Origin of the sequence: Nitrosopumilus maritimus SCM1 (assembly GCF_000018465.1) — an archaeon.
In the GTDB taxonomy this organism is placed as follows: domain Archaea; phylum Thermoproteota; class Nitrososphaeria; order Nitrososphaerales; family Nitrosopumilaceae; genus Nitrosopumilus; species Nitrosopumilus maritimus.
Genome location: NC_010085.1, coordinates 1209396 through 1222709, shown reverse-complemented (window position 1 = coordinate 1222709; position 13314 = coordinate 1209396). Strand labels below are relative to the sequence as shown.

Here is a 13314-nt window from a genome sequence, read left to right as displayed (position 1 = left end):
GCATTACATTCTAGGATTTTGTATCTAATAACTGGCAGTAAGCTCTGATATTGAAATTCAGCTAATAAGCTTAGGACTACTAATCAATATTGTCCCACAACAAAAATCATGACTGAATTCAAGCATATTTTGGTACCCTTTGACAATTCTGAAAAAGGCCTCAAGTCCATTACTACTGCGTCAAAAATTGCGGGAAATCTTGGAGGAAAAATCACAATTTTGCAATGTGTGGAAAAAAAGATTCCAAAATTCATGTTCTTTAAAACAAAACAAGACAAGATAGATGCCGCAAGAGATGTAAATATCGCTGAAAACGAGGCTTCTAAATTTAGAGAAATTGCAAAAAAGTATGGTGCTAATGTTGCAACAAAAATAGAAAAAATAGAGGATGATCCCCATCAATACATTATAGATTATGCAAACAAAAGTGACGTTGACCTGGTGGTTATGAATCCGTCTGAGAACATCAATACTACTGAGATTCACCAGAGTGTTGTTGACAAAATTTCAAGGAATCTTAATTGTTCTTTGTTGAGGATACAATGAGCTGTTATTTGCCAGAGTGTCATCTGGATGACCCATGTGAGCTTTGTAGTGATAAATTTGGAAGGCCTGCAAAATATTGTGAAGACTAAAAACTAATTCCTCTTTCTTATTATCTTCTTTTACGTTTTAGATAGTCTGAAATGATTTTTCCTGCAAATTCATCAGGTGACATGTCCTTTTTGTTTGATACTGTTGCAAGTCTTTTTGCATTTGTTTTTGAGATCTTAAATGACAAATTCCGTTTTATACGCATTGATTTTGCACGCTTTAGCAATTTTTGATGCGATGATTTTGGTGATTGGGATAACGCTTGGATGTATTTCTTTTTCAACCCCGAGTCTAGCTTTGAGATTCTTTGTGCTATTTTTTCTGCTTTTGTAATGTTTGGTATGATTCGATATACTTTTGTCATCTCGTCGCGCGAAAGAACTTTTGGTACCAGTAGCTTTAGTCTGTTTGGAACGCCTGAAAATCCAAGATACTTGTTCAGGGTTGGCAATGACATGCCCATAGATCTTGCAGCAGCTGATTTTCCCATCTGCTCTGTCAAAAATTTGCAAGAATCTGCAATTTCTTTGTGATTCATGTCGTTTCTGTGTATGTTTTCAACAACTGATGCTGCCTTTGCGTTCTCTAGATTATATGATGTCTGCTTTGTGAGCACATGTACTGGGATTTTTTTTGCGCCAAGTCTCTTCATTGCGGCAAGCCTTCGCTGCCCTGACATTAACAAAAAAGTGTTTTTGCCTTCTTTTTGAACTAGGGGAGGATTTAGCAACCCTTCATTTTTAATTGATTTTGCAAGTTCTGAAATGTTTTCTCTGTCTAGCTTGCGAGCTTGTGCTTCCTTCCACACTTTGATCTGTTTAATTGGTATTTCCTTTAGTCTGTAAGAAATTGTAGGCTTGTATTTTCTCACTGCTGTTTTATCGGATTCATCTTTAATGTAATGATCGGTTTATTGAAAACAATTATGACTCTAATTATTTCAACAAATTTGCATGAAAAGGATTCAAAAAAGTTGAGTTTGCTTCAAAATTATCTGATATGTCCTCTATTTAGTTAACATGTTTTGTCATTACTTTATGGCAACAAAGAAACGTGCTACCAAACGACGTTCTACTAGAAAAACTGCTTCTAAATCTAAGAAGACTGTAAGACGTTCAAAGCCTGTCAGCAAGGCAAAACGCAGAGCAACACTAGTAGCAAACAAAAGAAAACGAGATCTACAAAAAGCAAACAACAAGATCAAAAGTTTGAAAAAAGCACTAAGAACTGCTGAAAAAACTGCAAGAAAAAAGAAAGCAGACTACAAGAAAGCACAAAAACGAGCTTCTCAAACAAAGTAGCTGAGATTCAATTCTCATTTTTTTGTATTCAAACTTGATTTGCAATTGGACTAAATGAAAAAATTGTTCTCAAATGCTAGTCTTCCCTAGGAAGTTTCCCATTCTCATCAAACATGTTTTGAATGCTTTCTGTGGCGTTTCCATATTGCATGCTCAGATTCTTGTTAAATTCCATAACTTCTTGTTGGGTTACTGCAGCCTCGTTTTGAAAGATTTTCATGGCTTCAAATGACGTTCTTCCGTCTTTTAGTGCCATTTCTTTGGCTTCATGTGCCTGCTGAGTAATCCTTTCTGTAAACAAGAATTGTTGCCAGAATATTCCTCTGACAGAACTATCTACTTCTTGTATGAATCTGTAGAAGACATTTCGAGGACTGTTTACCTCGTTTCTTTTTTCAGACTCTGTCAGATCGTTTTGTAGGTCTTTTTGCGCCAGTCTTCTTTTCTCGCTGATTTCCTGCTGTTCTTTGATGCTTGTCTCTCTTTCTATTTTCTCTGCCTTTTGTTTTTCAAGCTCTTGAATCATTTTTGAGAAAGGATCTATCTCTTTTGGTTTCTTTGATTCTGGCTTAGTCTGTTTTGCTTCCTGAATGATTATCGGCTTGCTTTCAATTACATTGTATGTAATTTGTGAATTTGCCTGTTTGTTGTCTTTTCGAGCATATACTTCAATGTCTTTTTCTCCAACTTTGACTGGCAGTGGAGACGTTACCGAAAATTGTCCGGTAGCGTTTGTAGATGTTTTAATGATTTCAGATGGAAAGTACACATGAATTGTTACTTCAGATACCGGCTTGCCGTCCAATGTTTCTGTTTTGCCATTAATGATTGAATGTTGGCCTTCCTCATATTCAGACAAACTGCTGATTGTCAGCATGAAATTTTCTTCAGCCCATGATATGCTAGTCATTGATATTGCAATCATGCATGAGAGCAATACTGTAGATGTAATTTTTAACATGAAATTGATTTTATAAAAATAAAGTTAATTTGGAATATTCAAAAAAATGATCAATTCATCTGAAATTAGTAGAGTCAGATTGATGATTGTATTAAAAAAATAGCAACTAGTTAATCATACCTTAAAAGATTTCAATACTTGTAAAATTCTGATTGAATTGATTACATTGCTGGTTGTGTTTGATTAAAAGAATCAGTGCAAGAGAAAATCATGGAGATGTAAAATAACTTTTCTCATAGAGAGGGTTAATGACCTCAAAGTTTTTGGTAACTGTTGTAATGTTGTCATCAACAGTAATGGTATGTGTTCCTGACTCTAAATCCTCAGGAATGCTCCAACTTAAAGAGAAATCCCCGTCTTCTGTAGCAAACACCTCGAATTTTTCTATTACTTCACCTGATGTGATGCTAATTGCAATTTTAGATACGGTGTCTACGCCACTTCCCACCAATGTTAAAACATCTCCTGTCTCGTATGGCTCTACCTTGTCTATCTCAAAAGACAATGGGGGATCATTTCCGGTTACATGAAAAGTGGCTTCGTTAACTATGGATCTTCCTGTAGTTGCTATCTTCCATTCTCCTGTAGCTGCACTTGTAGGAAGATTAAACATGGTTGAAATTTTTCCAGATGCATCAGAGTATGATTCAATCTCGTGAACAAGATCACCATCAGGATTTATCACATCTAATGTAACTGCAGAATTACTACTTGCTGTTCCAAAAATTAGAACCCGTTCATTAGGAACATAGTGTTCTTTGGTGACACTGAGTGTTATTGGTAAGGTGGAACCTGTTTTTAGACCCACTGCAAAATCTACATCAACATCTTCGGTTCCATGTGTTAGCACTGCAGAGTAAACTCCTGACTTGTATCCGCTCAGATCTATGGTAGTTTCCGCATAGCCATTTGAATTGACGGTGATGTCAGATCTAAATTTTTCATGTTCTGCATAATCATACACTGCCAACTCTACTGTGGACAGAGGATCACTATACATCTCAATTAATAATTCGGAATCTAATTTGTTGTAAAAATCATCCACTACCAATTGAATGTCATTAGAATTATGTCCAATAGTTACAGGTGTTATTTCAGAGTCATCACTTTGTTCTGCAATCAGAAAGTAACGTCCCTCTACAAAAAAAGTCTCAGTTACTATTTGGAAGCTCACATTACCAGAAGAGTCCAATTCAAAAACCTCCGTGAAAACCTCTTTTTCGTTAGGATCAATCAAGGTTATCTCAAGATTCTGGTTACCTCTTGCCTTGCCTGAAAAATCAATTGTATCGCCAGGAAAGTAACCTACGTTTGTAGGCTCAATTACTATGGTTTTTTCAGCCTTTTGAGTAATTTCATCTTGCACTGTATTTTCAGATTCCTCTGTTTGTTTTTCTATGAGAGGAATTGGATTGTTTGGGACAACTATTGCAGAACCAGAGTCAGCTAGGCGAGTTGTAGAAGAATCTTTTACACATATGGCATTTCCACTGCTTCTAATCATTAGCTGTAATCCTTCCTTGCAAATTACATCCTCGGCAAGTACTCCTAATTTCATCTGTTTGTTTGGCGGTGCAATTTCTCCTAACACGGGAACAAACACGGACAAAGAAAGCAACAAAAAAATTGCTGTTACACTAGATATTGAAAACAATCTAATGCTATTCATTTGTTCTGAAATATGCTCTGTATTAAAATTACTTTATGGTGCAAGATTCGATTTCAAAAATAAAAAGAGCTCATGCAAAATTTTATTCAATATGTCGGCACACGTAACTAAAGCTTTGATAATTTTTACACGAAAACATGTTAAATATTGATTTTAAATCTAAAAACAAAGACCAGACAAGTCTTTAGATGTTGTTTTTCTTTTTTCTCATTATTCCAAAAAAGAAACTGATCAGAATTGCCATCATGATTATTGACAAGAACAAGTCAAAAGAGTCATCATCAATTGGAAATAATTCCTGTAGCGCTTCTGTTATTAGATAAATAGTAAACAGCGAAAATGCCAATGCAACATACTTTAATTGTGAGACTCCTGTTTTTCTATAAGCTGAAACTGCCATCACTGTCAAAAATATGGACAGTCCTGCAATTGCAACTGTCACAGATCCTGCAATAACGTCGTCCTGTGTTACAATGTCACTAGGATCATCAAAAGGATTGATGTAGTCAAGCTGCAGAAAAATATTTGATATCGCTAGCAGGTATGGCTCTAACATTATGCATCTGACTATTTCTGCTCAAATGCTGAAAATATATCTACCATGCTGTTGATCATAGAGTTCCATGTTGTTGAACTGCATTTTTTGAGATTCTCTAACACTTTTTCTCTGTCAACTAGACGATATAGGGTATATTTTCCTGAGTATTCTGATTCTACAATATTTGATTCTAACAATCTTTTCATGTGCCAGCTCACAGTTGATGATGATAACTCTATTCCTTTTGCTATCTCCTGATGCGTAGATGGCTGATGTTGAAGCAAATACATGATTATGCTTCGTGGGGATTCCAAGTTGAAAACAGATAACAGTTTTTCATCAGACTCGTTTATGTGGTAGTAATTTTTGTAAAATCTTGTTTTACTTGATTTTATCTTGCCTTCTTTTTCAAGTGTGTTTAGATGGTATTGAACTGTACCCATAGAGAACTGAACATTCTTTTTTATCATTCTCAAATGAGACCCTGGATTGTTTATTATAAAGTCCAAAATCTTCTCTTTTGGAGATGCCAGCACTTCGTCCATGAACTAACTTGCCAAATCACGAATTTAATCTATTCTACAAATTATTACATAATGTTGGTAAATTTTATTTTGTCAGATCTAGACTTGTATCATAGGATGCTCTGGTTAACTACAAATCAAAATGTCTGAAATTTTTTTGACTGTGGAACAAATCATTCCTGCCTGTTTTTAGTTTATTTTTAAAACTATTTCTGAAAATACAATTTAAATTCAATCTTGTATCACAAACAAAGTATATCTTATCTTTTTAAAAAAAACTGATTGATTAGCAGGTTTTTCATAATTCATATTATGATTGCAGTTGGCTTGTCTGTTACTGTTGTTGCAATAAATTTTGAAGAGTTTCCTGAAATAAATCTGGTAAGGGCAGATGCTGACAAAGATAGAATTAGCGATACTTCTGATAATTGTCCTACAATCAAAAATGAGAATCAGACAGACTTTGATAATGACGCTGTTGGGAATCTCTGTGATCCTGACGATGACAATGACGGCATTTTAGATATTCTTGATGTGTTTGATGATAATCCTGAAGAGTGGTCGGATTTTGACTTTGATGGGATAGGAAGTAATATAGATCCTGACGATGACAATGACGGAATCCTAGACTCTAGGGATGCTGTTCCTATTCCAATCTCTGAAGAGCTAGCCATAAAGTATCTTGAAGATATACAGGACTGTACAAAAATAGATGAGGGCTCATCTCGTTTGTTGTGTTACTCTCAATTTTTTGGCAAAGTTGCTCAGAATCAAGAAAACAACTCTGATGCCTTGGAATTGTCTATAGCATTATCAAAAATTGGACTAATTGACGATTGCCATTTTGTATCCCATGAAGTAGGACATGTGGCGTTCAATGAGAATCCCGATGTCATTGAAAATCTAATTGGAATGGATGGGACCATGTGCAGAGGAGGATATTTTCATGGCGTATTGGCTGCATATTTTCACGATGTTCAAGAAGATGGAGAGTCATTTCCCTCTGACTATGATTCTGTCTGTAATGCCTTGATAGGAACATCAAACTATCAGGACTGTATTCATGGTCTGGGACATGGTTTGGTTCATTATTTTGATGAAAACTTGGACTCGTCACTACAAATGTGCCATGATTTGTCGTTTTATCAGAATAGACTCTGCATGAAAGGAGTCATGATGCAGTATACAGACAATGTTTTGACCAGACAGGGAATGTCAGGAGATGTCTTGTCTGATCTTTGTAAAGAATCACAACTAAGTGGTATTGATTTTGCTGAATGCAGCATGTCTATTGGAACTACTTTGGCATTCTTTACAAATCATAATTTTGATGAAGGCGCAAAATCATGTAATCTGATTGAAAACAAGCAAGGACAGAACTATTGCCTAGAAGGACTGAAATTGGAAATTCAGGATTCAGAAAAATATGAAGAAGAGCCTCTGACTTTAGATAAAAGAGAAAAATTTCAGCCTCAGTTTGTAGATGAGACGTCTAAGGTAATTGACATACAAAGTCCTGCAATAATATCTGACTTTCAATTTGTACCTGAGGCAGGATTAATTTCATTTGTAATTGACAGGCCTCAGTACGTTGTAATGTATGTCCCAAATGAGTTTCTGACTTCAAAAATGGCAGTAACAGTTGATGGACAAATCCCCAACAGTATTAGTGCCAAGGGAAATGTTTTGGGAGACGATGTTTCCATGATCAGGTTTGTTCCTGATAATTCTGGATTGGTCATGATAACACCATTACCCAAGTAATGAAGTAAAAAAGTCAACAATTGATTCGATAATGTTTTTCATGACCTTGTTTGCAAAATTTGTATTTAATCTTGCTTCAAATTCAATCTTGTATTATGATTCCAATTATTTAGAATGATAGAGTCACAAAAACTATGTAAAAAATACTGACGTGCATAAAATGAAGGTTTTCATTCCGTTGGATTGCACCAACTACACGTAAGCCAATACTCGGTAAACAGTATTTGGCGTGCAAACCAATATCTCGTTTGATTTTTATGCCTAAATGGAACTTTTTTAGAGACAACTTGCTCTACTAGTCCGGTCGGATTCAAACCCCATTGCGGTATCGAAGTATTGGTTTGATACTCTTATTCTCTTAAAGGGAATTATCTGATTGGTTCAACCCTCTACACTCTCATAGGGTTTTATGATTTTGATTCAATACTCATGTAGAAATTTTTTATAAATTATTTTTATTTACAAAAAATTTCTTAGGTATCTTGGAGTGTTGATGCTACCTTACTTAGGCACAAATTTTCAACCTTACTAGCATCGATACTAAGATCTTAGTAAGGTATGGGTAAGAGATGGTAAGATCTTAGTAAGAGATGGTAAGATCTTGCTATCTACAGAATCGAGGCTAAATCAACTAAAAGATAGTATCTATACCAAGATCTTGGTAAGGTATGGTAAGATCTTACAAAAGATGCTGTATCTCTTGAGTATCTTTTGGTAAGGATAAAAAAGATATAATGAATTTGTGCCTATCAAAATTCTATCTTTGAAAAAATATAGACTAAGAATTTTTTATAAATAAAATTAATTTATAAATTAATTTTAGAAATTTATAAATTATTTTTTGTGCCCAAGTTATAGTCATGGCTTTTTTATCTGCTCTATTTTGTTGTGCTTAATTTTTTATAAATTATTTTAATTCATAAATTATTTTTTATGAACAATTTTCCTGCGTATCATTTTTGCATAAACAATTTTCTCAAGTGTAATTTTTTATAAATAATTTCAAAATAATTTATAAATTAATTTTTTATAAATAATTTCAGTTTGTAATACTATTTTGTTTTTGATTCTTTACAAACTCTATCTTGTCAAATACGTCCTCAAAGTATTCTTTCAAATATTCATCTACAATTGATTTTAAATCTGAATATCCTTTCTGATTCTTTTCTGATTCAATCTGTCTTTGCTCTAGCATCTTGATCTTTTCTTCAAGTTTTTTCTTTTCAGCATTTTCTTGCTCTTCTCTTTTTATTGCACTCTCAAGATTCAATGGTTTTCCACATTTTGTACATGTTACGCTGTCTGATGGATTGTACATTTCACAAAAATGACACTTTACAGGCATTTCTGGCATCTTTTCATCTTCTTTTTTGATTCCATAGTGCTTGAAGATTGCATCTTCCACATCAGAATTTACCAAGTGGACATATCTTGCAGGCATTTTAGAGTCAGACGACCATCCATGTCTTTTTCTCATCTGAGCTTCAGTCATGAAGTTTGCTGTAGTTGTGGCCTCACTATGTCTAAATAAATTCAGATAAACACGTTTTGAGATATTTGCAATCTTGCATCTTCTATGTAAGATCTGTCTTGCTGCAGCATATGTAATTGGACTGCCTTTCTTATGATGGCTAATATTTGGCCATAATGGCATTTCAGGTTCATCTTTGTATGGATGTACTGCAATCCATGCAGCCAAGTTTGGAGTAGCCCTTACGATTCTAATTGTTCTAGCTCCTGTCTTTCCGTCCACTTGAAGTACACAACCATGCTTGTCAAACTTTACATGTTTTAACTTCAAATTTAGAATCTCACCTGGTCTGGTTCCAGCTTCCATATGACAATCAATTAGAGCTCTGTCTCTTGCATTCTCGCCACATGCATACAGTATCTTTATTCTGTCTTCTTCATTTAGGAGGTCTTCACGTGCAATCTTGTCTTTGACTTTTTTCATCTTGACATTTTTTGTCTCAGGTGGATCTCCAACTTGAACAAATTCTCTAGAGCCAAGCTTGTACCATCTAAAGAAAATCTTGAGAATCTTTTTGTGATCATAAGAGTAATGTGTTTCCTGACCACTTTCATCTGCAAACTGGTCCATTATCAGAAATACCAAGTCATCAATATCATCCCTGGTCACATCCTTCCAGTTTTTCTTTAGCAATTTTGATAGTGTTAGCAATGTTCTTAGATGCTTTTGACGTGTTGCAATGGCAATTGATTGTGATACCATCTCCCTGTCATATTTTTTGATTAGTGAAATGTTCTCAAATGACAATTCTTGCTCGATCTGATTATTGACCTGTTTCATGCGTGATGGGTAGTTGTGAATGTCAATTTTTTGCCTTGAACCATACTTTGTATTCAATGACTTTACAATAGGTTGGGGGTGGGTTTTAAACTAATTTGTGTGTGCCGGGGGCGAGTTTCGAACTCGCGACCTCCAGATTATGAGTATTGCCTTAGTTGGAGAACCGCTAGAGTTTACCAAGTAACTGGCACTCTAACCAGGCTGAGCTACCCCGGCATAGTATAAGCCTGAAAATATGGGAAATTAAATGATTCTTTCAAAATTTTGATTGATTTTTCTGTTTTTTGACCATACTTTTTTGCCAAAAATGCACTGCACGGCAGTGAATACTTACTCTTTAACTTCTTTTTTTGATGTTTGTACCACAATGAGCAAATCCTACCCAAAATTCACTATTCTAACATCTATTTTGATAATTTCAACGATCATACTATCTACACAGGGTTTCTCAAATACTGTATTTGCTGATGATGAAGCAATTAGTCATGATTATGATTATGTTGCAGGAATTCATAATGTAATTACTTTTCATTTTAGAGATGGTGTAGAAACAGTAAACTTTCCCGTTTTTTCAACAACCTCTGATATAGTGTCTGATGCTGGAACAAGTTTTTCAATAGAGGGTGTGGTTGGTCATAATCCTCATCTTCATATGGCATTAGATGAAGCATTCAAACATAGACAATCAAAATTAACTGCTGGTAGTGCATTTGATTATGATCATCGATTTTTCGATGTAGATGTACAAGTAATGCAAGATACTACTGAGTTGAAATCATTCTCATATAGAAACTGTGAAATTTCTTCACAATCAGTAACAACTCAAACTGATGATTATGAATCCTACCATGTACCAAATTCTGGATTTGCTATTGTTAATTCAATAGAGTTTAACTGTGGTGGTGTTTCAATTAATCAAGAAGAAATTTTTGCAAGTGCACGTCCTAGCGATAAAATTTTTACAGATTATGGTTTATTGCCATTTAAACAAGCTAATGATATGCGTACTCTTCTAACATTTGACTTTGATAATGGTGCTGAAAAAATAGAATCAGTAATTTTTACATCAACTGGAGGATATAGCGAGGAAGATATTGGAACTCCTAGTTTTCAAATCATTACTGCAGTTCTACCTCACCCATTGATTGATAACGCAATCATAAAATCTCAAAAAGTAGGTGGTCTTGCAACAAGTTATAATGAAGATTTTGATGTAACTGTAGACCTTGTAATTCCTGAAAAGTTAACTGGATTAACAAAAACAGATACTCAAACAATACGTACTCTTAACTATGAAGATTGTATTGTGAGTGGTTATGATATACTCACTTTGCAAGATAAAGAAGAGGGTTATACTGGTAAGCGTGGATTTGCAACTGCCGAAATACTGGATGTTGAATGTTCTGGATTAAGTCCTGTGAATCCTGACAATGAACCTCAACCTGTAACTGTAAATTATAACATGGGTGCTGGTCCTAGAGCAGTAGCCACATTTAGCTTTGATAGCGGAACTGAAGTTGTAGAATTCCCTGAATTTTATCAAGGTAATTTGATTTCAAAAGCAAATCCAACATTTGAACTTGTAGGGGTACCTGGAGTCACTCCGTTGTTATATGAAGTAGTTGATGATTCCAGAAAAACTGGTGCAAAAACAACTGGCGTTTCTTCACTTGATGAGTTGTTTGATGTTAATGTTAGTATGATGTATGGAAATATTCATGCTCGTGGATATGATTATTCAAAATGTCATGTAACTGATTATAAACTTAAAACAGAACATGATCTTGAAGAGAGTTTTTACAAAGGCTTTGCATTAACTAATGAATTTCATTTTGAATGTATAGGATATTCTCCAGTGGAAATACACCTTACTTCAGCTGAAAAAGGAGATATGGAGTCTTCAAAAGATTATCAAGCAAAACAACGTTCTAGTTGGGGACCTGGATTTGCATATGTTCCTAAAAATTAATTTTTAATTATTTGATTTCCTTCCACTTTGTGTTTTCATTTTTGACCCAAAGGAATTTCTTTTGAAGTGCTGATGTGTATAGTTTCTCCCATTCTGCACCAACCTCATCTGTCCATGCTTTGAAAACACGTGGATCTATGTAATTTCTAAGTGACGTTCCAAGGTTGTAATCTCTAGTTTTCTCAGACAAGTCAACTTGTAATTTTAGTTTTTCAATTCTTTCTTTGTGTTTTTGTTTTTGTTTTTTGATTTGCTCATTTAATGTCTTGATTCTCTTTTCTTTGTTCTTTTTCTGAGTATCTGTTTTTGGCTCTGATGATTCTACTTTTTTGAGAGTTTGCTGTGTCTTTTCCCATGCTTTTTCTCTCTCTCTTTTCTTGAGAGTATCTTTCTTTTTTTGCAATGACTGCTCAAATGTTTTTGGAATTGTCCTTTTGTGATTACACATTATTGCAGCTTCTAGATTTGCCAATTTTGCATGGTATAATTTTTCATTATCTGATTTTCCCTTTATGTTGTCATGATTTACTAGGTAATTTTTAACCACGGTCGTTGCCTGATATGTTCTGAACACTTTTGCAGTTACTCCTTTCACAATTCCTGACAAATACTTGTTAACATCTCTAGATGTAATATCGTGGAAAATTTCCTCACTTGGTTTCTTCTTTTCAATTAATTTTTTGAGATTTTCTTGAAATTGTTTATCGTCTCCAACCACTTTTAATGTCTCTTGCCATCTAACACTATCTTTTCCCAAAAAGTCAAACTCAATTGTATCAGAAGTAATTTTGATATGTTCTTTTCTTAAGGTAGTTGCACCAACAGTATCTGCTTCATCTTCATCTTTTTCATCTCCAACTCTCATTGCAGTTTTGTAAATCAGATAACATGCAGTGGCAACGTTGTTCTTTTTAGAATCTTTCATGTCTTTGACCATTGCTTTTTTGATCTTCTCAATCTCCTTTTCAAGCTTGACAGCTTTTTCGTACTTTTCTTTGTCTCTTCCTTGTTTTAGGTCGGAACTATCTGAAAGCCAAACATACTTTCTTTTTTGTGTAAGAAAATCCATCCAACTTGCTAACCACATTGAATCTTTATCATGAATAATCTTACCCCACTTTCCTTCAGGAACTTTAGCTTCTTTTCCAAGATTTAGTGTTACATCTTTCGCAGTAACACGTGGTTTCCATCTTCCACGTAATGGATGTTCTCCTCTTCCAATAAAAATTCCTGGAGGCTCTGCCATGTAATTCCCAACTTCTACTTCTTTTCCATCCATCACCGCAACTCCATATTTTGATTTGAGTTCTTCTCTGAGTTCTTTTCTTTTTGCAGCAATTGCCTTTTTTTCTTCTTTTGTCATCATCTCCTTGAGATCTTTTTCTTTGTCAACTAGTTTGTAGGCATCTGAAAAATCAATATCTTCATATGAAATTTTTTTAAATTTAGAATCTAGAGTTTTTGCAAAGTCTGCTGTAAAGTTTTTTTGAAAAACCTTGTCTTGTGCATATGGTGTGTCCTTCTTTTTTGCCCATTGGTAAATCATCTCTTCTTGGTCTAAATTGAGATCGACTTTCTCTCCCTTGATCTTTATCTTGATTCCTTGTGCCTCATAGGCAGGAGGAAACAAGATTCCTTTGTGTTGTAGTGTTTTCCATTTCATTCTCTTTTCACCTTAAAATT

The 13314-nt window shown here is 34.6% G+C and carries 11 protein-coding genes and 1 tRNA gene; 4 read left to right on the top strand and 8 right to left on the bottom strand.

Features of this window, described 5'->3' with window-relative positions; all coding sequences use genetic code 11:
- Positions 1–108 precede the first annotated feature (108 nt).
- Positions 109–546, top strand: a complete 438-nt coding sequence (locus NMAR_RS07125; protein WP_012215715.1) for a universal stress protein — start codon at positions 109–111, stop codon at positions 544–546.
- A 109-nt stretch (positions 547–655) separates the two neighbouring features.
- On the opposite strand, the gene NMAR_RS07120 is transcribed toward NMAR_RS07125, so the two are convergent.
- Entirely contained in the window at positions 656–1465 is an 810-nt protein-coding gene (locus NMAR_RS07120) for a ParB/RepB/Spo0J family partition protein (RefSeq protein WP_012215714.1), read from the bottom strand.
- 166 nt (positions 1466–1631) lie between these two features.
- Here NMAR_RS07120 and NMAR_RS07115 point away from each other — a divergent pair, with 166 nt between their 5' ends.
- A complete protein-coding gene (locus tag NMAR_RS07115) occupies positions 1632–1895 on the top strand; it encodes a hypothetical protein (protein ID WP_148680191.1) in 264 nt (87 codons plus the stop codon).
- Between the two features lie 76 nt (positions 1896–1971).
- On the opposite strand, the gene NMAR_RS07110 is transcribed toward NMAR_RS07115, so the two are convergent.
- From NMAR_RS07110 to NMAR_RS07095, 4 genes are all read right to left on the bottom strand, one after another.
- Positions 1972–2856: a hypothetical protein gene (locus NMAR_RS07110; protein ID WP_012215712.1), complete on the bottom strand. Its 885-nt coding sequence runs from the start codon at positions 2854–2856 to the stop codon at positions 1972–1974.
- A gap of 208 nt (positions 2857–3064) precedes the next feature.
- Complete coding sequence (locus tag NMAR_RS07105; protein ID WP_012215711.1) at positions 3065–4525, bottom strand: hypothetical protein; 1461 nt, start codon at positions 4523–4525, stop codon at positions 3065–3067.
- A gap of 184 nt (positions 4526–4709) precedes the next feature.
- A complete protein-coding gene (locus NMAR_RS07100) occupies positions 4710–5081 on the bottom strand; it encodes a hypothetical protein (RefSeq protein WP_012215710.1) in 372 nt (123 codons plus the stop codon).
- An 11-nt stretch (positions 5082–5092) separates the two neighbouring features.
- Positions 5093–5608, bottom strand: a complete 516-nt coding sequence (locus tag NMAR_RS07095) for a winged helix-turn-helix transcriptional regulator (protein ID WP_012215709.1) — start codon at positions 5606–5608, stop codon at positions 5093–5095.
- Positions 5609–5899: 291 nt separating this feature from the next.
- Between NMAR_RS07095 and NMAR_RS07090 the strand changes: the two genes are divergently transcribed.
- On the top strand, positions 5900–7351 hold the full coding sequence (locus NMAR_RS07090) for a thrombospondin type 3 repeat-containing protein (protein ID WP_012215708.1): 1452 nt from the start codon (positions 5900–5902) through the stop codon (positions 7349–7351).
- A 1039-nt stretch (positions 7352–8390) separates the two neighbouring features.
- Here NMAR_RS07090 and NMAR_RS07085 read toward each other — a convergent pair.
- On the bottom strand, positions 8391–9662 hold the full coding sequence (locus NMAR_RS07085) for a tyrosine-type recombinase/integrase (protein ID WP_012215707.1): 1272 nt from the start codon (positions 9660–9662) through the stop codon (positions 8391–8393).
- Positions 9663–9764: 102 nt separating this feature from the next.
- Positions 9765–9878: transfer RNA gene (locus NMAR_RS07080), tRNA-Met, on the bottom strand.
- 151 nt (positions 9879–10029) lie between these two features.
- Between NMAR_RS07080 and NMAR_RS07075 the strand changes: the two genes are divergently transcribed.
- Entirely contained in the window at positions 10030–11631 is a 1602-nt protein-coding gene (locus NMAR_RS07075) for a hypothetical protein (protein WP_148680189.1), read from the top strand.
- 7 nt (positions 11632–11638) lie between these two features.
- Here the strand turns inward: NMAR_RS07075 and NMAR_RS07070 are convergent, their stop codons facing one another.
- Positions 11639–13294: a DNA topoisomerase I gene (locus NMAR_RS07070; protein ID WP_012215705.1), complete on the bottom strand. Its 1656-nt coding sequence runs from the start codon at positions 13292–13294 to the stop codon at positions 11639–11641.
- Positions 13295–13314: the final 20 nt, after the last annotated feature.

Coding starts and splice junctions, on each gene's coding strand:
- NMAR_RS07125 (WP_012215715.1), top strand. CDS start 109: ATGACTGAATTCAAGCATATTTTGGTACCCTTTGACAATTCTGAAAAA.
- NMAR_RS07115 (WP_148680191.1), top strand. CDS start 1,632: ATGGCAACAAAGAAACGTGCTACCAAACGACGTTCTACTAGAAAAACT.
- NMAR_RS07110 (WP_012215712.1), bottom strand. CDS start 2,856: ATGTTAAAAATTACATCTACAGTATTGCTCTCATGCATGATTGCAATA.
- NMAR_RS07105 (WP_012215711.1), bottom strand. CDS start 4,525: ATGAATAGCATTAGATTGTTTTCAATATCTAGTGTAACAGCAATTTTT.
- NMAR_RS07100 (WP_012215710.1), bottom strand. CDS start 5,081: ATGTTAGAGCCATACCTGCTAGCGATATCAAATATTTTTCTGCAGCTT.
- NMAR_RS07095 (WP_012215709.1), bottom strand. CDS start 5,608: ATGGACGAAGTGCTGGCATCTCCAAAAGAGAAGATTTTGGACTTTATA.
- NMAR_RS07090 (WP_012215708.1), top strand. CDS start 5,900: ATGATTGCAGTTGGCTTGTCTGTTACTGTTGTTGCAATAAATTTTGAA.
- NMAR_RS07085 (WP_012215707.1), bottom strand. CDS start 9,662: ATGAAACAGGTCAATAATCAGATCGAGCAAGAATTGTCATTTGAGAAC.
- NMAR_RS07075 (WP_148680189.1), top strand. CDS start 10,030: ATGAGCAAATCCTACCCAAAATTCACTATTCTAACATCTATTTTGATA.
- NMAR_RS07070 (WP_012215705.1), bottom strand. CDS start 13,294: ATGAAATGGAAAACACTACAACACAAAGGAATCTTGTTTCCTCCTGCC.